This is a genomic window from Phyllobacterium sp. RCAM01083 (genome assembly GCF_055685835.1).
In genome coordinates, this window is the sequence record NZ_JBVFZN010000005.1 from 665,153 (window position 1) to 683,188 (window position 18,036).

At 59.6% G+C, this 18,036-nt stretch carries 17 protein-coding genes; 9 read left to right on the forward strand and 8 right to left on the reverse strand.

The window, feature by feature from the left end:
- Positions 1–101: 101 nt before the first annotated feature.
- From ACZ25R_RS09885 to ACZ25R_RS09910, 6 genes are all read right to left on the reverse strand, one after another.
- The gene (locus ACZ25R_RS09885) at positions 102–833 is read right to left on the reverse strand and encodes a proteasome-type protease (RefSeq protein ID WP_472460863.1); all 732 of its coding nucleotides are present in this window, start codon (positions 831–833) and stop codon (positions 102–104) included.
- Positions 834–864: 31 nt separating this feature from the next.
- Positions 865–1,662: a transglutaminase family protein gene (locus tag ACZ25R_RS09890; protein WP_472460864.1), complete on the reverse strand. Its 798-nt coding sequence runs from the start codon at positions 1,660–1,662 to the stop codon at positions 865–867.
- A 5-nt stretch (positions 1,663–1,667) separates the two neighbouring features.
- The gene (locus tag ACZ25R_RS09895; protein ID WP_472460865.1) at positions 1,668–2,609 is read right to left on the reverse strand and encodes an alpha-E domain-containing protein; all 942 of its coding nucleotides are present in this window, start codon (positions 2,607–2,609) and stop codon (positions 1,668–1,670) included.
- Positions 2,610–2,681: 72 nt separating this feature from the next.
- Positions 2,682–4,094, reverse strand: a complete 1,413-nt coding sequence (locus ACZ25R_RS09900; protein WP_223612911.1) for a circularly permuted type 2 ATP-grasp protein — start codon at positions 4,092–4,094, stop codon at positions 2,682–2,684.
- Between the two features lie 226 nt (positions 4,095–4,320).
- Positions 4,321–4,824: a BA14K family protein gene (locus tag ACZ25R_RS09905; RefSeq protein ID WP_472460866.1), complete on the reverse strand. Its 504-nt coding sequence runs from the start codon at positions 4,822–4,824 to the stop codon at positions 4,321–4,323.
- A gap of 185 nt (positions 4,825–5,009) precedes the next feature.
- Positions 5,010–5,693 carry an HAD family hydrolase gene (locus tag ACZ25R_RS09910; protein ID WP_288192508.1) on the reverse strand — a complete coding sequence of 228 codons (684 nt, stop codon included), beginning with the start codon at positions 5,691–5,693 and terminating at the stop codon, positions 5,010–5,012.
- A 243-nt stretch (positions 5,694–5,936) separates the two neighbouring features.
- Here ACZ25R_RS09910 and rpiA point away from each other — a divergent pair, with 243 nt between their 5' ends.
- The 3 genes from rpiA to gor all read left to right on the forward strand — a co-directional run bounded on the left by rpiA (position 5,937) and on the right by gor (position 8,802).
- A complete protein-coding gene (rpiA, locus tag ACZ25R_RS09915) occupies positions 5,937–6,632 on the forward strand; it encodes a ribose-5-phosphate isomerase RpiA (protein WP_472460867.1) in 696 nt (231 codons plus the stop codon).
- 36 nt (positions 6,633–6,668) lie between these two features.
- Positions 6,669–7,289: a DUF2059 domain-containing protein gene (locus ACZ25R_RS09920; RefSeq protein ID WP_403176289.1), complete on the forward strand. Its 621-nt coding sequence runs from the start codon at positions 6,669–6,671 to the stop codon at positions 7,287–7,289.
- Positions 7,290–7,410: 121 nt separating this feature from the next.
- Complete coding sequence (gene gor / locus ACZ25R_RS09925; RefSeq protein ID WP_472460868.1) at positions 7,411–8,802, forward strand: glutathione-disulfide reductase; 1,392 nt, start codon at positions 7,411–7,413, stop codon at positions 8,800–8,802.
- Positions 8,803–8,843: 41 nt separating this feature from the next.
- Here gor and ACZ25R_RS09930 read toward each other — a convergent pair whose 3' ends face one another.
- A complete protein-coding gene (locus ACZ25R_RS09930; RefSeq protein ID WP_472460869.1) occupies positions 8,844–10,343 on the reverse strand; it encodes an FAD-dependent oxidoreductase in 1,500 nt (499 codons plus the stop codon).
- A gap of 105 nt (positions 10,344–10,448) precedes the next feature.
- On the opposite strand from ACZ25R_RS09930, the gene ACZ25R_RS09935 reads away from it, so the two are divergent.
- Positions 10,449–11,087 (forward strand): TetR/AcrR family transcriptional regulator, encoded by a 639-nt coding sequence (locus ACZ25R_RS09935; protein WP_472460870.1) that lies wholly within the window; start codon positions 10,449–10,451, stop codon positions 11,085–11,087.
- A gap of 17 nt (positions 11,088–11,104) precedes the next feature.
- Here ACZ25R_RS09935 and ACZ25R_RS09940 read toward each other — a convergent pair whose 3' ends face one another.
- The gene (locus ACZ25R_RS09940) at positions 11,105–11,989 is read right to left on the reverse strand and encodes an alpha/beta hydrolase family protein (protein ID WP_472460871.1); all 885 of its coding nucleotides are present in this window, start codon (positions 11,987–11,989) and stop codon (positions 11,105–11,107) included.
- 196 nt (positions 11,990–12,185) lie between these two features.
- On the opposite strand from ACZ25R_RS09940, the gene ACZ25R_RS09945 reads away from it, so the two are divergent.
- From ACZ25R_RS09945 to ACZ25R_RS09965, 5 genes are all read left to right on the forward strand, one after another.
- Positions 12,186–13,565, forward strand: a complete 1,380-nt coding sequence (locus ACZ25R_RS09945; RefSeq protein ID WP_223612920.1) for a class II 3-deoxy-7-phosphoheptulonate synthase — start codon at positions 12,186–12,188, stop codon at positions 13,563–13,565.
- A gap of 158 nt (positions 13,566–13,723) precedes the next feature.
- Positions 13,724–14,911 (forward strand): Na+/H+ antiporter NhaA, encoded by a 1,188-nt coding sequence (gene nhaA / locus ACZ25R_RS09950; RefSeq protein WP_472460872.1) that lies wholly within the window; start codon positions 13,724–13,726, stop codon positions 14,909–14,911.
- Positions 14,912–14,988: 77 nt separating this feature from the next.
- Complete coding sequence (locus ACZ25R_RS09955) at positions 14,989–15,408, forward strand: GFA family protein (protein WP_472460873.1); 420 nt, start codon at positions 14,989–14,991, stop codon at positions 15,406–15,408.
- A gap of 78 nt (positions 15,409–15,486) precedes the next feature.
- Positions 15,487–15,837, forward strand: coding sequence for a diacylglycerol kinase (locus ACZ25R_RS09960; RefSeq protein ID WP_223612923.1), 351 nt, complete (start codon positions 15,487–15,489; stop codon positions 15,835–15,837).
- Positions 15,838–15,890: 53 nt separating this feature from the next.
- Complete coding sequence (locus ACZ25R_RS09965; RefSeq protein ID WP_472460874.1) at positions 15,891–17,564, forward strand: NAD+ synthase; 1,674 nt, start codon at positions 15,891–15,893, stop codon at positions 17,562–17,564.
- The last annotated feature ends 472 nt before the right edge of the window (positions 17,565–18,036 follow it).

Here is an 18,036-nt window from a genome sequence, read left to right on the forward strand (position 1 = left end):
TCGCAATGGTTGCAGAAATAGCTCCATACAACCCGCCACGTCCCTCATGGTGAGCTTCCTGAGCTTGTCGAAGGGCGAACCACGCACCCAAGATTTTGCAGCTAATCGATCCTGAATGTCGGCAGGCTCTGGAACGCCAGTTTGAGAGCCTGCGACCAACCGTCGGAAATGGCCTCGTAATAGGGGTCATTGCGCTCGATGCGCTTTTCAAAGCCCAGTTTGAGGCTGTCCGCCGCGTAAAACTGCATGTCCAGGGGCAGGCCGACCGACAGGTTGGATTTCAGGGTGGAATCGAAGGACACCAGCAGCAGTTTGGTTGCTTCCTCGAATGTCATGGCCGGATCGTAGGAACGCACGATGATCGGCTTGCCGTATTTGTGCTCGCCGATCTGGAAGAACGGCGTGTCGGGTGAGGATTCAATGAAGTTGCCTTCGGGATAGATCAGGAACAGGCGCGGCTCGCCGCCCTTGATCTGCCCGCCCAGAATGATCGAGGCGCCGAAGGAATCCGCACGCTGGCCATTGGAATCCACATCGTGGATCACATTCTTGATCGTATCGCCCACCAGCTTCGCCGTCTGGAACATCGAGGGCATGTCGAAGATCGACGGCGCCCGCTCGGATGGAATCTTGGTGCGTTCGTTGAGAATGCTGATGACGGTCTGCGTCGTGGCAAGATTGCCTGCGGACAGAAGCGTGATGACACGGTCACCGGGCTTTGCCCATGTGTACATCTTCTTGAACGTGGAGATGTTGTCGACGCCGGCATTTGTTCTGGTGTCCGACATGAACACAAGACCACGATCCAATTTAAGCCCGACGCAATAGGTCATAGCGAATCCCGAATTTAAAAAATCCCGGCGATTACTGCTCTACATTGAGGTCCACGGCAAGCGATTCCATGCCCGGGCCGAAGCGCATGCCGGAAATGGGCGACGCTTCATTGTAGTCAAGGCCGCAGGCGATGCGCACATAATGCTCGTTCGGGCAGATGTTGTTGGCGGCATCGAAACCAACCCAGCCGAGCCCGTCAATATGGGCTTCCGCCCAGGCATGGGTGGCGGTCTGTTCGATACTGTCGAGCATCATGAGATAGCCCGAGACATAGCGGGCAGGAATTTTCAGGACACGGGCGACGGCGAGGAAAACATGGGTGTGGTCCTGGCAGACACCCGTTCCCAGTGTCAGCGCCTCTTCGGCTGTCGTGGCGATGTCGGTGGTGCCCGGCGTATAGGCGACGGCATTGTGCAGCGTGTCCATCAGCTCATGCATGAGCGCCAGCTTGTCGTCCTTGACGTTCAGGCTGGCTGCAAGCTGGCGGACGGCATCCCCCGGCTTCGTCAGTGCGGTTTCACGCTCATAGAGCCAGATCGGCATGAAATTATAGACCTTGCCGAGCACGCCGGAGCGGTCTTCCGTCTCCACCTGGCCCGCAGCCTCGATGACCAGTTCCCTCGCATCGCGGTCAAGCCGCACGAGCTGCGTCCGGTTGCCGTAACCGTCGCGGTAATTCGCTTCCTGCTCGGCGCCGTGAACAGTCACGGTCCAGTCGATGACCTTCTGGCCGGGCGAGCTTGAGGGGTGCAGGCGCAAACGCTGGACAGCATACTGCACCGGGAAATCATACTGGTAGCGCGAGGTGTGTTTGATGGTCAGGAGCATGGCGTTCAATCGAAATTGTAGGCTTCGGCAATTTTGCTGCCCAGGCCGTATGTCTGATAGATCAGGTCACTGAGAAACTCATGCAGGCCGTTGTCGAAGATGGTGCGGATGTCGTTGTTTTCGAGCCGTGTCATGATGCTTTCCGCCATGTCGTGGCACTCGTGCCGCTTGCCGTAATCATTGGCGAGAAACGTGAGATTGTCGACGATATTCGAGTAACAGAAATTCAGCGAGCGCGGCATGCGCGAATTGAGGATCAGGTAATCGGCGATGTTCACCGGATTGTATTCGACATCGTAGACCCAGCGATAGGAGCGGTGGGCCGAGACCGAGCGCAGGATCGACTCCCACTGAAAATTGTCGAGTGTCGTGCCGACATAGGAAATCGACGGCAGCAGCACGTAATATTTCACGTCGAGAATGCGCGCCGTGTTGTCGGCCCGTTCGATGAACGTGCCGATGCGGGCGAAATTGAAAATCTCGTTGCGCAGCATCGTGCCGTGGAAGGCACCGCGGATGATGGCGGTTTCACGCTTGATCTGGTCGAGGACGCGCGGAAGATCCGTTTCGGGAACCGCGTCGGCGAGTGTCGATTTGAGGATCATCCAGGTTTCATTGACGCTTTCCCAGGCTTCGCGGGTGAGGGCCGTGCGCACCATGCGGGCATTGGAGCGGGCTGTTTCGATGCAGGACATCACGCTGGACGGATTGCCGAGGTCGCGCAGCAGAAAATCCGAGACCAGGCTGGCGTTGTATTCGCCGTATTTCGCGTCGTAGCCGATTTTCACCCCGGCGCTCATCAGCACGGAGGACCATTCCTCCGGCGCATCGGAGGTTTTCGTCAAAGCCATCCGCAAACCGGCATCGATCAGGCGTGCCATATTCTCTGCCCGCTCGATATAGCGGAACATCCAGTAGAGACCATTCGCGGTGCGACCAAGAAGCATGTTTTGGTTGTATCCCTCTTTTATTTCTTGATGGGGCCGTCTGTGGCAGCCCTCATTCCCCATTCAGAGTGGTCAGTCGTCGAGAACCCAGGTGTCCTTTGTCCCGCCTCCCTGGCTGGAATTGACAACGAGCGAGCCTTCCTTCAGCGCCACGCGGGTCAGGCCGCCCGGCGTGATGCGGATGCGGTCGGATACGAGAACGAAAGGGCGCAGATCGACGTGGCGTGGCGCCAGGCCCTTTTCCGTCATAATCGGCGTCGTCGACAGGGCAAGCGTCGGCTGGGCGATGTAGTTTTTCGGATTGGCCTTGAGTTTCAGCGCGAAATCCTCGCGTTCCTGCTTGGTGGCCGCCGGCCCGACCAGCATGCCGTAGCCGCCGGAGCCGTGAACCTCCTTGACGACAAGATCGGCAAGGTTTTCCAGGACATATTTCAGCGTATCCGGTTCCGAACAGCGGTGCGTCGGCACATTCTCTAGGATTGCCTTGCGTCCGGTATAGAACTCGACGATCTCCGGCATATAGGAATAGAGCGCCTTGTCGTCGGCGATGCCTGTGCCGGGGGCATTGGCGATGGTGATGTTGCCGGAGCGGTAGACATCCATGATGCCGGCAACACCGAGCGCGGAATCGCGGCGGAAGGTGAGGGGATCGAGGAAGGAGTCATCGACACGCCGGTACAGCACGTCGATGGCGCGGTTGCCTTCCGTGGTCCGCATCACCACCTTGCCATTCTCGATCTTGAGGTCGCTGCCCTCGACGAGCTCGACCCCCATCTGGTCGGCCAGGAAGGCGTGTTCGAAATAGGCTGAGTTGTAGATGCCGGGGGTCAGGACGGCGATGGTCGGCGTGCCGTTGCAGCCGGGCGGCGCGACGGCCGCCAGGGACTGGCGCAACTGCTTGGGATAGGTTTCGACGGGCCGTACCTTGATCTGCTGGAACAGCTCCGGAAACAGCTGCATCATCGTTTCGCGGTTTTCCAGCATGTAGGAAACGCCTGATGGCGTGCGGGCATTGTCTTCGAGAACGTAGAACTGGTTTTCTTCGGTCCGGACGATGTCGACGCCGATAATGTGGGTATAGACATTGCCGGGCGGGCGGAAGCCGACCATCTCCGGCAGGAAGGCATCGTTGTGGGTGAACAATTCCCGCGGGATGCGGCCCGCGCGGATGATCTCCTGGCGGTGGTAGATGTCGTCGAGAAAGGCGTTGAGGGCCATCACACGCTGTTCGATGCCCTGCGACAGGCGGCGCCATTCATTGCCGGTGATGATGCGCGGGATGATATCGAAGGGGATCAGGCGTTCTGCCGCTTCCTCATCGCCGTAGACGGCGAAGGTGATCCCGGTTTTGCGGAAGACATTTTCTGCATCGCGCGCCTTCTGCGCAAACCTTTCCGGGTTCTGGGTATTAAGCCAGCATTGCAGTTGTTCATATGGCGGGCGTACCTGACCGCCGGTTTTGATCATCTCATCAAATGGCTTCACTCATAATCCCCTTCACACACGATCATTCAAGCGCGTTGGGAAAAAAATGCAAGCACATTCCGCTATTTACGCTGCAACGCGGATAATCGCCCAAAAAATGGGCAATGGTTGCGAATTTGAGGCAAATTGGCTGCTACTTCCGTCTAAAGCATAGGCGGCAATGCATCAGTACGACCCCGGTCACAACGGTGACCGGGGTCGTGAATCAAGCGCGTTCTGTTCCGCCTTATGGCGAAACACACTGGCGGCGCGGGCCATTGTTGGGCTGGTATGTATTGTCATACGCCCGGTAGGACCGGTAGCGATTGTAGCACCAGCGTGTGTGATAGCTCGAGCCGCGTCTGACAACGCGGTCATTGTTGACGGCGTTGCCGATGATCACACCGCCCGCAAAGGCAGCCAGCGGGAACCATGCGCCGTTATAGTACCGATAGCCGGGACGGTAGTCGCGATATCCGCGATGGCCTCTGTACCAGTAGCGGTCGCCGCGATATCCCCGGTTGCCGTGCCAGCCGCGATTACCATGCCAGCCGCGATTGCCGCGCCAATGACCGCCGCCGCGCCAGCCATGGCGCTTATGCCAGTTGCCGCGATCCCGTACTTCCTTGACGGGACTCGAGCCTTCGATGGACAAGGGCACCATCGGGGCGGAATAACTGGCCACGGAGCTTGCGGAAACCATGCCGATCGACATGACGGCCGCAGTGAACAACGAAACAAGCTTTCTCATATTTCCTCCTGAAATCCCGAAGATGCACATCTTCGTTGTCATGAATGCGCGAATACGCTGCGGATACTACACCCATGGGCGTGGTATCGACCAAAATATGCAACGCATGATTGCAGACTTTGTTCCATCCCGGATCTTCGGGCACGTGCCGTCGGGAAAGCTAAGCCTTTCCGATTCAAGCCAAATCAGGCATTGACCGCGTTGATCAGACGTTCGGCGAGGTCGAGGTTCAATTCACGATAGTGTGAAATGACCTTGCTTGGTTCGTAGCTCGACACGTGCAGGTCGGAATAACCGAAATCCACCGCAATCACGGGAATGCCCGCGGCTTTGGCCGTGTCGATGTCCGTCCGGCTGTCGCCGATCATCAGGGCGCGGTCGCGGTCGCCGCCCGCCTTGGCGATGGTCTCGAAGAGATGGCGGGGATCGGGTTTGCGGAACGCGAACGTATCGGATCCGCATATGGCGGCAAAGCGCTGCTGCTGGCCGAGCGCCGTCAGCAGGCTGACGGACAGGCCCTCGAACTTGTTCGTGCACACGGCAAGGAGGTAGCCGGCCTTGGCAAGATTGTTCATCACATCTTCCACGCCGTCGTAAAGCGCGGAGTGGCCGGGCATGTTCTTGCCGTAGTGCTCAAGGAAAAGACCGACCAGCCAGTCGAGCTGTTCCGGGCTGAGAATTTTCTGCTGTGCCTCGAACGCCCGTTCGATCATCACGCGGCCGCCTTGCCCGACATAACGGCGCAGCGCAACCGGGTCTACTTTCTGCATGCCGGCCGCTTCGAGGCAGTGGTTGAGACTGTCGAGCAAGTCCGGGGCGGTATCGACCAGGGTGCCATCGAGATCGAAAACAACAATAGGTTTGGACATTCTGTGCACCTGCGATTTTAAGGTTCGGATGAGGAGTTCCGCGATTTATGCATTTCAGGCGTGGTACGATCCGCTTATGTATAGGGCGAAATCATGTATCGAGCCTTGACCCGTCTGTCTGACGTGTTAGGGAGCCAAGTGGAACGAATGTGACATTCGCATCCCATTTGACATCACGCGCCATATGCGAATGTCAGAATAGGACCACTAGTGTCAAGTCAAAGCAGGGAGAGGGCGCCAAGGATGGATGCCAGGACACTGAAGATCAAGGCGGCTGCCGAAGCGCTGACCTATGTCAAAGATGGCATGCGCCTGGGCATCGGCACCGGCTCCACGGCCGAAGAATTTGTGCGCCTTCTGGCGGAAAAAGTCGCCGCGGGCCTTGATGTCATCGGTGTGCCGACGTCGGAACGCACGGCTGCGCTGTGCCAGGAGCTTGGCGTCAGGCTGACCACACTGGAAGAAACGCCGGAGCTGGACCTGACCATTGACGGCGCCGACGAGATCGGCCCGGAACTTGCCTTGATCAAGGGCGGCGGCGGCGCACTGCTGCGTGAAAAGATCGTGGCTGCCGCGTCGGCGCAAATGCTGGTGATTGCGGATGAGTCGAAGAATGTCGAGGTGCTCGGCAGGTTCCCGTTGCCGATTGAAGTGAACCGTTTCGGCCTTGCGGCAACGCAGATCGCCATCGAAAAAGCTGCTGCGGCGCTTGATCTGTCCGGTTCCGTTACATTGAGGATGACGGGAGGCGAAGCATTTGTTACAGACGGCGGGCATTTGATCCTGGATGCATCTTTTGGCCGCATTCCGGATACAAGAGCGTTATCAAACGCTCTGCACGCCATACCGGGCGTTGTGGAGCATGGACTATTTCTAGGGCTGGCGCGCGTGGCTATTCTGGCCGGTGCTGACGGCATACGAACACGAACACAGCCTTGACAGGCAAAGTCTTGAGAAAAACGGAGCAATAAATCCATGAACCGAGCAACTGGCTTTCGCCGTTTGATTGCACCTCTGTCTATCGCGATCATGCTGGGCAGTCTTTGTACCGCGCAGGCGCAGGAAATCACCGCATCACATCTTGCTGCCGCTCGCGCTGCAATTGCAGCGATGAAGAAGACGGATATGTTTGACGGGATTTTGCCAGATGCGGCACAGAACTTGAAAGTTCAGCTGATCGATAAGGATCCCAATCTTGAGTCCATCATCAGCTCCACCGTGGACGAGCAGGCATTGGCCCTGGCGGCGCGTCGCGCTGATCTCGAAAACGAAGCTGCCCGTGCTTATGCCGTGTCGTTTTCGGAAGAAGAGCTGAACGCCATCACCGGCTTTTACAATTCTCCTGCCGGCAAGAAATTCCTGTCTGAAGACCCAATCGCAATGCGCGAAGTGTTGAAGGCCGCCAGCATCTGGCGCGCCGGTATTGCCCGCGATCTCGCGCAGGCTGTGGCCGAAAAGGTCGTTGCGGCCGCCGCGGCGACAGCACCGGTAACGCCGGCACCCGCGCCTGAAGCACCGGCTGCGCCGGAAGCGCCTGCCAAAGCCCCGGCAAAGGCTCCGGCCAAGCCGGCAGCGCCTGCCAAGCCGAAGCCCTGATCCTTTCCGCTTCCTGACTGTTTGCAAAGCCCGGTGTCCAAGCCGGGCTTTGTTCTTTTAAAGCGACGCTATAAACCCATATAAGGTGATCAGCAGCGGAACAGATTCGGAGTGAGTGCAAATGGCGACCTATGACTATGACCTCTTTGTCATCGGCGGCGGGTCCGGCGGCGTGCGCGCGGGACGCCTGGCGGGTGCCATGGGCAAGCGGGTCGGGCTGGCGGAGGAATACCGCATGGGCGGCACATGCGTCATTCGCGGCTGCGTGCCCAAAAAGCTCTTCGTCTATGCCTCGCAATTCCAGGAACATTTCGATGCGGCGGCGGGCTATGGCTGGACCGTTGGCAAGAGCACCTTTGACTGGCCGACGCTGATCGCCAACAAGGACCGCGAGATCGCCCGTCTGGAAGGGCTTTATCGCAAGGGGCTGGAAAACTCCGACGTGGAGATTTTCGAGAGCCGCGCCCTGCTGATCGACGATCATACGATCGAAATTCTCAAGACCGGCAAGCGGGTGACCGCTGACCAGATCCTGATCGCCGTCGGCGGTCACCCAAGCCCGCATCCCTCGCTGCCGGGCAATGAATTCTGCATCAGCTCGAATGAAGCGTTTCATCTGGATACGCTGCCGAAAGCCATTGTCATCGAAGGCGGCGGCTATATCGCGGTGGAATTCGCCAATATTTTCCATGGCCTTGGCGTCGACACCACGCTTGTCTATCGCGGCAAGGAGATATTGTCGCGCTTCGATCAGGATCTGCGCCACATGCTGCATGCGGCCATGGCGGAAAAGGGCATTCATATCCGTTGCGCGGAAATCATCACCAGGGTCGAACGCCAGGATGATGGCCGCAAACGGGTGCATCTGTCCGGCGGCGATGCGATTGTTGCCGATCAGGTGATGCTGGCCATCGGCCGCGTACCGAACACGGCATCGCTCGGTCTCGAAGCGGCCGGTGTTGCCGTGGATGAGACGGGTGCGATCAAGGTGGATGGCTATTCCCGCACGAGCAGGGAAAACATCTGGGCGGTCGGCGATGTCACCAACCGGGTGCAATTGACGCCTGTCGCCATTCACGAAGCCATGTGCTTCCTTGAGACCGCCTTCAAGAACAATCCGACGAAGCCGGACCACGCGCTGATTGCAACGGCGGTGTTTTCGCAGCCGGAGATCGGTACTGTCGGCCTGACCGAGCAGGATGCGGCGCGCACATTCAAAGCGGTCGAGGTGTACCGGGCGGTGTTCCGCCCGATGCGCAATACGCTGTCCGGCAGCACGGAAAAGATGCTGATGAAGCTGATTGTCGATGCAGACAGCCGGAAAGTTGTCGGCGCGCACATTCTCGGGCCCGATGCGGGCGAAATGGCACAGCTCCTGGCCATTCCCATGAAGGCTGGATGCACCAAGGAAGATTTCGACAGGACGATGGCTGTGCATCCGACTGCCGCCGAGGAACTTGTGACGATGTACAAGCCGACATACCGGATCGTCGACGGCGTGCGCATCGACTGATATCGAGCCTTTGCTGCTGTAAAGGCTCGAACCGGGCGGGATCACGGTAGCGATGGCGCGAACCAGCGCCGGAGTGCCTGCTCCAAACCGTCCGTGCTGTCGTCGTCACCCGCCCAGGCAATGCAGGCATCCGGACGGATCAGCAGGGAAGGTCCTGCATCGACGGCGACGCACCGCACCCTTCCTGTGCGGGCGGCAACGAAGCTGGAAGCCTTCCCTCCGGCGGAGGCATCGAGAAGAACACCCATGCCATCCTGCATCAGATCGTAGAGCGAGGTCCCGGCATCGCCGGGGCCGACCGGCCGGTCGCCCGTCAGACGGCCAACCGCGTCCCGTTCCGAGCCGAGATCGTAGCGGATGGAGAGGCCGCTCATCATCTCGCCAATGAAGCGGTTGACGTCATCGAACTGCATGAGGTTGACGATGATGTCCCGCATCGCGCCCGCCTGCGGATCGGGCCGCATGATGGCCATCTGGGCAAGCGTGTTTGCCAGAACGGCTTCGGCAACGGGGCGCCGCTCGTCCGTATAGGTATCGAGCAGGCTTTCCGGCATCTCGCCGCGAATGACGGCGGCGAGCTTCCAGCCGAGATTGGTGGCATCCATGAGCCCGAGGCTCAAACCCTGGCCGCCGAACGGCGTATGGATATGCGCCGCATCGCCGGCCAGCAGCACCCGGCCTTTGCGGTAGGTGTCGACAAGCCGCGTGTTGTCAGTCCACCGGCTGCCGCTTTCGAGCGCCTTGACGCGGACATCGGCGCCGCTGACACGGCGCAGAACCGCTTCGATCTCCTCCGGTGTGACCGGCGCCTGCCGGTCCTGCGGCGTACCGGTGAATTCGATCATCACCAGCCGGCCGGGGAACGGCCCGTAGGAGAAGATACCGCCCGATGTGCGCCGCCAACCCATCGGTGCGAGGCGGTCGGGATGATCGATATCGGCAACGGCCTGGTAGAAGGTTGATGAGGGCGGCGTGCCGGGGAAATCGAAACCGGCCATCTTGCGGATCGAACTGCGTCCCCCGTCGCAACCGACGAGATAGGCGCAGCGAACACGATCCGTGCCTGCCGGAGATGTCCATTCCACGTCAATGTCATGCGTCTGCGAGGTGAAGCCGGTGACATCGCAGCCGCGGCGGACCTCGATCCCAAGCGCGCGTGCGCGGTCGGCCAGCATGGCTTCGAGGGCCTGCTGGTCCACGGGGCGGGCGCGCCGTTCCGGCTCTGTCTGCGCATCCTTCCGGATCAGGGAGAGGCCGGCGAAATGGCCGCTGTATTTCGATCCTTTGGCCCGCGGGTCCCGGCCGAACTGCGCCATCGCCGCGAAACTGCTCGCCTCAGCTGCGGCGACGGCGGCCGTCATGCCGCGCCGCTGCAACGTCTCAAGCCCCAATGGTCCGAGCCCGCCGGCCTTCATTTCCAGGCTCGGCGCGGCGAGGCGCTCCAGCACCAGAACGCGCGCACCGCCCAAAGTCAGTTCAATGGCGGTGAGGAGCCCGACGGGGCCGGCTCCCACGACCACGATATCAATGTCATTTATCATATACTTGATCCTAATATGTACTCAGTACATTTATATGGGATTATCCGGCACTTCGTGTCAATACAAAATTGTACTCAGTATATAAATCGTGCTATCAGCGATGACATGACAGTGCCATCCGACCGCCGATCCCGTAAGCGCCTCGCCACCCGGCAAAGCATCTCCATCGCCGCCACCCGGCTTTTCATGCAGCGTGGCTTCGATCATGTGACGGTGGACGAGATTGCGTCCGCCGCCGATGTCGGGCGGATGACGGTGTTCAATCATTTTCCCCGCAAGGAGGACATGTTCTTCGATCGCGAGGAAGAGGGACGCGAGATGCTGCGCGACGCGTTGCAGCGGCGCGAGCCCGGCGTCACCCCGGTCGAGACATTGCGCCTGCTGGCACACCGGCTGGCTGCGGAGGACGTTCCCTATCTCAGGTTTTCGGTCAGGAGCCAGGCCTTCATGGCGACGATCGAGGGCAGTGAAACCCTGAAAGCCCGGGCGAGAGCGATCCGTGACGAGCTTGCGCAGACCATCAGTCTGGCCCTGTCCGAAAGCGCGGGGCGGGAACCAGCCGATCCTGATGCCGATCTGGCCGCCGGGCTGCTTCTGGCGACATGGACGACGGCCTTTATCCAGGCGCACCGCTCCTTCCGGCTGAAACAGGATGCACGGGAAGCGACAGCCGTCTTTCTCAGGCTTGTTGACCAGGGAACCCTCGGCCTGAAAGCCGCGATGGCGGGCACGCCCTACGCCTGAGACATCAAGGCATTCCTTCAGGCAACGCGTTGTTCGGCGCGGTGCGTTGCGCCGTGCGGCACCTTCCCGTGCAGCAGCCAGTCGATGACGGGCGGCCACAGCGTGGCCGTATGGTGTTTGCGGAAAAAGCCGAGGTGGCCGATTGCGCCGCCTGTCGATTGTTGCGGGGATAGCCACAGCTGGTTTGTCGGCGCATTGCAGTAATGGGTCAAAAGGTGATCGATTGCCTTCGGCGTACCCCAGGGATCATCGGTCAATCCGACGGCGAGGAGGGGCGTGCGCACCGACTGAAAATGCTTCGACTCCGGTGTTTTGGCGTCCCCGAAAAGGAAATTGGGATTGCGGCACCAGCGTGCCCAGTCCTGGAAGACACTGCCGGGAAGTTCCTCGCCGATACCGCTCCATTTGGGCACGCGTCCGAGCGAGAGCGCCAGGGGCAGGGCAAGGAAGTTCATCTTGGCAAAGACGGAAAACGGTTCGGCCGTATAGCGGTAATAGCCGGAGAGCGAGGCAAGCGATGTATAGCGGGCAAAGTCGGAAGACCGGTTGCTGAGGCCAAGCGCCAGGCCGCCATAGGAATGGCCGATGCCCACCAGCGGCCTGTCACCCGCCGCGCGCCGGAGAATATCGACTGCCGCGGGAAAATCAAGCACGCCCCAGTCTTTCATGCCGAGGCGCGTGGTCCATCCCTTCGGCGTTCCGGATTTCGCGACGCCGCGATAATCGTAGGTGAGCACCGTGGAGGCGCCGCAATCGAGCAGCTGACGGGCAAAGTGCCGGTAGAATGTGTTGGGAACGGCGGCGGCGGAGGAGATCAGGACCGCCGGCCCGGTGCCTTTTCCGTCAAACATGGTGCCATGCAGGGGAAAGCCATCAGAGGCTTGAAAAGCAATGTCGCGCATCGGCCGCTCCAACTTTGACTTTAACGTTAACGTAAATCAAAATGCCGCCTGCGACAATCTCGATTTCGTGTTTCCGCCACAAACCTTAACGGGACTGGTATAATAGGGATATTTCCACTATATGAGCGCCTTCCGGAGCAACCGGAAAACGCAAACCACCGCTACCCAGTGCGGACAATAGAAAACAGGTGCAATAATGACGAAGAACTGGACACCGACTTCCTGGAGAGGCAAGCCAATCAAGCAGGCGCCTTTTTATCCGGACGCTCAGGCTGTGAGCGATGTCGAGGGCCGTCTTCGTACCTATCCACCGCTGGTTTTTGCAGGTGAGGCGCGAAAGCTGAAGCGCCAGCTCGCAGCCGTGTCCAAAGGGCAGGGTTTTCTGTTGCAGGGCGGCGACTGTGCCGAGAGCTTTGCCGAGCATGGCGCGGACAACATCCGCGACTTTTTCCGCGTGTTCCTGCAGATGGCGGTTGTCCTGACCTTCGGCGCATCGCAGCCGGTCGTGAAAATCGGCCGCATTGCCGGTCAGTTCGCCAAGCCGCGCTCTGCCGATACGGAAACCAAGGACGGTATCGAGCTGCCGGTCTACCGCGGTGACATCATCAATGGCATGGAGTTCACCGAGGCTGCCCGCATCCCCGATCCGAACCGCCAGGAAATGGTCTATCGCCAGTCGGCCGCAACGCTGAACCTTCTGCGCGCTTTTGCCCAGGGCGGCTATGCCAACCTCGAGAACGTGCACCAGTGGATGCTCGGTTTCGTGTCGGACAGCCCGCAGGGCGAGCGCTATGAGTCACTCGCCCGTACGATTTCCGATACGATGGACTTCATGCGTGCCGTCGGCATCACGTCGGAAACCAACCACACGCTGCGCGAGACGGATTTCTACACCAGCCACGAGGCCTTGCTGCTTGGCTATGAGGAAGCTTTGACCCGCGTGGATTCCACCTCCGGTGACTGGTATGGCACGTCGGGCCACATGATCTGGATCGGCGACCGTACGCGCCAGCCGGACCATGCCCATGTGGAATACTGCCGTGGCATCAAGAACCCGCTTGGCCTCAAGTGCGGCCCATCGCTGGAGCCCGATGGTCTGATCAGGCTGATCGACCTGCTCAACCCGGAAAACGAACCCGGCCGCCTGACCCTCATTGCCCGTTTCGGCCATGACAAGGTGGGCGACCATCTGCCCAAGCTGATCCGCGCCGTGCAGAAGGAAGGCCGCGATGTGGTCTGGTCCTGTGACCCGATGCATGGTAACACGATCACGGCCAATGGCTACAAGACACGGCCCTTCGACCGCATCCTGAAGGAAGTCGAAGGCTTCTTTGCCGTTCATCATGCGGAAGGCACCTATCCCGGTGGCATCCACATCGAAATGACCGGCAAGAACGTGACGGAATGCACGGGCGGTGCACGGGCGATTTCGGCGGAAGATCTGTCGGACCGCTACCACACCCATTGCGATCCGCGCCTCAACGCCGACCAGGCGCTGGAGCTGGCGTTCCTCGTTGCAGAACTTCTCAAGAAGGAGCGCAACGCGCATCCGCAGAAGATCGCCGTCAACGGCTGATCCGTCTGAACAACAGGCATGAACGGCAAGGGCGGCCCTTTCGAGGCCGCCCTTTGTTTTGGTCGATCAGGGTAACAGCCCTGACCTGATCACGCATCTGTCAGAACGCCGGGCCGTTTTGGCTGGAAATTTATGTCTTTGGATTCTATCAAGGTTCCATGACAATAAAACCTTCGCGCCGAATCCGCCTGACAGCGTCTTTCCGTTCCTTCATCGAGAGCGAAGCCTCCGGTGGCATCATCCTGATGGTGGTGGCCGCGCTGGCGCTGATCATTGCCAATTCACCGCTCAGTGACGGTTATTTCGGCCTTCTGAAGACCTATGTCGGCGGCCTGAGTATTCTTCACTGGGTGAATGATGCGCTGATGGCGATCTTCTTCCTGCTGGTCGGGCTGGAAATCAAACGTGAAATGATCAGCGGCCAGTTGTCCAGCTGGTCGCGGCGCGCATTGCCGGGCTTCGCCGCCGTCGGCGGCATGGTCGTTCCGGCGGCCATCTTCCTTGCCTTCAATGCCGGCACCGAAACGGCGCGGGGCTGGGCCATCCCGTCGGCAACGGATATCGCCTTCTCGCTCGGTGTCTTGTCCCTGCTTGGTTCGCGCGTGCCTTTGTCCCTGAAGGTTTTCCTGACGGCGCTTGCCATTATCGACGATCTGGGCGCGGTCCTCATCATCGCGCTGTTCTATTCGGACGGGCTGAATATTCCCGCCGTTGCCGGTGCCGCCGGTGTTTTCGTCATCCTGATGGCCATGAACCGTCTCGGCATGGTGCGGCTCTGGGCCTACCTCGTCCTCGGCGTCATTCTGTGGATTCTTGTGCTCAAATCGGGCGTGCATGCCACGGTGGCCGGTGTCCTTTTGGCGCTGACCATTCCGATGCGCGGGGCCAAGGACGGGCAGGGGGCAACCGAATCGCCGCTGCTCAAGCTGGAGCATGCCATCCAGCCCTGGGTCGGCTTTGCCATCGTGCCGATCTTCGGTTTTGCCAATGCGGGGGTGTCCTTCAGTGGCGTCTCGCTGTCCAACCTTGCCGACCCCGTCCCCCTTGGCGTGGCGGCCGGCCTGTTCGTCGGCAAGCAGATCGGCGTGTTTGCCTTTGCACTGCTGGCGATAAAGTTGCGGCTGGCGGAACGCCCGGCGGGAGCAAGCTGGTTCCAGATCTATGGGGTTTCGATGTTGTGCGGCATCGGCTTCACCATGAGCCTGTTCATTGGCCTTCTCGCCTACGCGAATTCGCCCCTGCTGCAGGATGAAACAAAGCTGGGCGTGCTGCTCGGATCGCTCCTGTCGGCGGTGATTGGCGCCGCGCTTCTGCGCGTGTCGCTGGTGCGGGCGCCGAAGACGTGATTGCGCAAGGCACCGCCCGGCGCCGGGCCTAGGGTCCGGACCCTGATCTTTTTCTGTGTTGAGCGGAGGCTGTCCTGATGTCGGAATTGCATAGTGGATCGTGTCTGTGCGGAGGCATCCGCTTCAAGGCGCATGGCAAGCTGCGCGGGATCGTCTATTGCCATTGCTCGCAGTGCCGCAAGCAATCCGGCCATTTCTATGCGGCGACGAATGTCCAGAAGGATGCCATCACCATCACCGGTGAGGAAAACATCAAATGGTATGCCGCCAGCGAATATGCGGCGCGCGGTTTCTGCCGCAATTGCGGATCGGTGATGTTCTGGAAACACCATGATCTCGACTACATCTCGGTGATGGCCGGATCGTTCGACAAGCCGACCAGTCTCAAGGGCGAAGTGCATATTTTTGTCGGCGACAAGGGCGACTATTACGAAATCGGCGACGATCTGCCGAAATATGTGGCGAGCGGCGGCGGTATCGTCGTGGCAGTCGACTGAGGGGCCGGGAACGCGTGAAGGATTGACGCCGCCCGATCTGGCTTTATAGCTGCCGTTACGGACGGACGGGAGCAAACCATGCAGCGGCTAATACTGGCATTCGTCAATTCCATGCGCGCGCTCAGGCACCTGGCGGTGCATGAAAAGGCGGTTCAGCAGGAACTCATCCTTTTCATCCTGTCGATTCCCGTCGCGGCGGCGATCGCGCCATCCGTGCTGGTTTTCCTGGTTCTGACCGGCTCGGTGCTTATCCTGATCATGATCGAGGTGCTGAACACCGGTATTGAAGCTGCGTGCAATGCCGTGTCGCGGGATTTCCAGCGCGATATCCAGATCGCCAAGGATTGCGGATCTCTGGCCGTGCTGATCTCGGTTGTTCTCGTCGCCATCGTCTGGTTCTATACGCTCTGGCACGTATTTTTTTCCTGAAACCGCGTGTGAGTCGCATTGTTTAATCTCCAGCGAAATGATATATGTTCAATATGAGCAAAAATCCCGACATCCTCCGTATCGCCATCGCCCAGCTCAATCCTGTCCTGGGTGACATCAAGGGTAATCTGGCAAAAGCGCGTGAAGCACGGGCCGACGCCGCGCGGCAGGGCGCCGATCTCATCCTGTTCACGGAGCTGTTTATCTCAGGCTATCCGCCGGAAGATCTGGTGCTGAAGACAGCCTTCATCGAAGCCTGCGAAAAGGCGGCAATAGAATTTGCGGCCGATACATCCGACGGCGGACCGGGGGTGATTATCGGCACGCCGCTGCGGCGCGACAGCGGCCTGCACAATTCGGTCATGGTGCTGGACGGCGGCAAGGTGATTGCGGAACGCTTCAAGGTCGACCTGCCCAACTATGGCGAGTTTGACGAGAAGCGGGTGTTCCAGCAGGGGCCGATGCCCGGACCGGTGAATTTCCGCGGTATCCGCATCGGCATTCCGATCTGCGAGGATATCTGGGGCGACCTTGGCGTGTGTGAAACGCTGGCGGAGAGCGGCGCGGAGATACTCTGCGTGCCCAATGGCTCGCCCTATTACAACGGCAAGGTGGATGTGCGCCATCAGGTGGTGCTGCGCCAGGTGATTGAAACCGGTTTGCCGCTGATTTTCGCCAACCAGCTCGGCGGTCAGGACGATCTGATTTTTGACGGCGCGTCGTTTGCGTTCAATCCGGACAAAAACATCGCGTTCCAGATGTCGCAGTTCGAGGAACAGCTTGTTGTCACCACGTGGCGGCGCGGCGCGGGCGGATGGTCCTGCTCGGAAGGCCCCATGTCGAAAATCCCCGAAGGCGAGGAGGCGCAGTATCGCGCCTGCATGCTGGGCCTGCGCGACTACGTCAACAAGAACGGCTTCAAGGATGTGGTGCTCGGTCTTTCCGGCGGCATTGACTCGGCGATCTGTGCGGCGCTGGCTGTCGACGCGCTGGGCGAGGAGCGGCTGCGCGCCGTGATGATGCCGTATACCTATACATCGAAGGACTCACTGAAGGATGCGGAAGACTGCGCCAAGGCGCTGGGGTGCCGCTACGACATCGTGCCGATCTTCGAGCCGGTGGAAGGCTTTCTGAAAGCGCTCGGGCCGACATTCGAAGGTACGAAAGAGGGCATCACCGAAGAAAACCTGCAAAGCCGGGCCCGTGGCACGATCCTGATGGCAATCTCCAACAAGTTCGGCTCGATGGTGGTCACGACGGGCAACAAGTCGGAAATGTCGGTGGGCTATGCCACGCTCTATGGCGACATGAACGGCGGCTACAATCCGATCAAGGACATCTACAAGATGCAGGTCTACGCCATGTCGGAATGGCGCAACAGGAACGTGCCCGCCGGCGGCCTCGGTCCATCGGGTATCGTCATCCCGGAAAACATCATCAGCAAGGCGCCTTCCGCCGAATTGCGTGAGAACCAGACGGATCAGGATTCGCTGCCTCCCTATCCGGTGCTCGATGACATTCTCGAATGCCTCGTCGAGAACGAGATGGGCGTGGACGAGATCGTCGAGCGCGGCCATGAGCGCAAGACGGTCGAGCGGATCGAACACCTGCTCTATCTCGCTGAATACAAGCGCCGGCAGTCGGCGCCGGGTGTGAAGGTGACGCGGAAGAATTTCGGCCGCGACCGGCGCTATCCCATCACCAACAAGTTCCGCGATCGGGGGTAGGACCGATTGCATGTGCCGGGTGCGTGGTTCGACAAGCTCACCATGAGGGAGGTGATCTGGCTGCAATGCCAATCGCAAAGGTTGCAGAATATAACACGCTGCAATCCTCACTCTCCCTCATGGTGAGCTTGTCGAACCACGCACTGATCGCCCTGCAACCGTCGTTTTTGACTACGACTAAAGTCTAGTGTTGCAATCGCGCCTCACTTTATTTCGAAAAGCGGCTGCACAAAAAATAGGCGCTTGGCGCGTGATTGCGATTCACCTATAAGCCATCTCTCCGGCAATCAAGCCCGGGAGGTTTAGAATGGCAGCTGTTTCAATGTCCCCTCGGGGCGGCGTCCGTTCCTGACATGTGATGATGAAAAGCCCCAGGGCTTTTCAATTGACTTCACCGGTCAAGAACACTCATCGCCGATATTGGCCTTTCCTGTATTCAGGCAAGTCGCCAAGCCAATTGTGCCGCATTGAT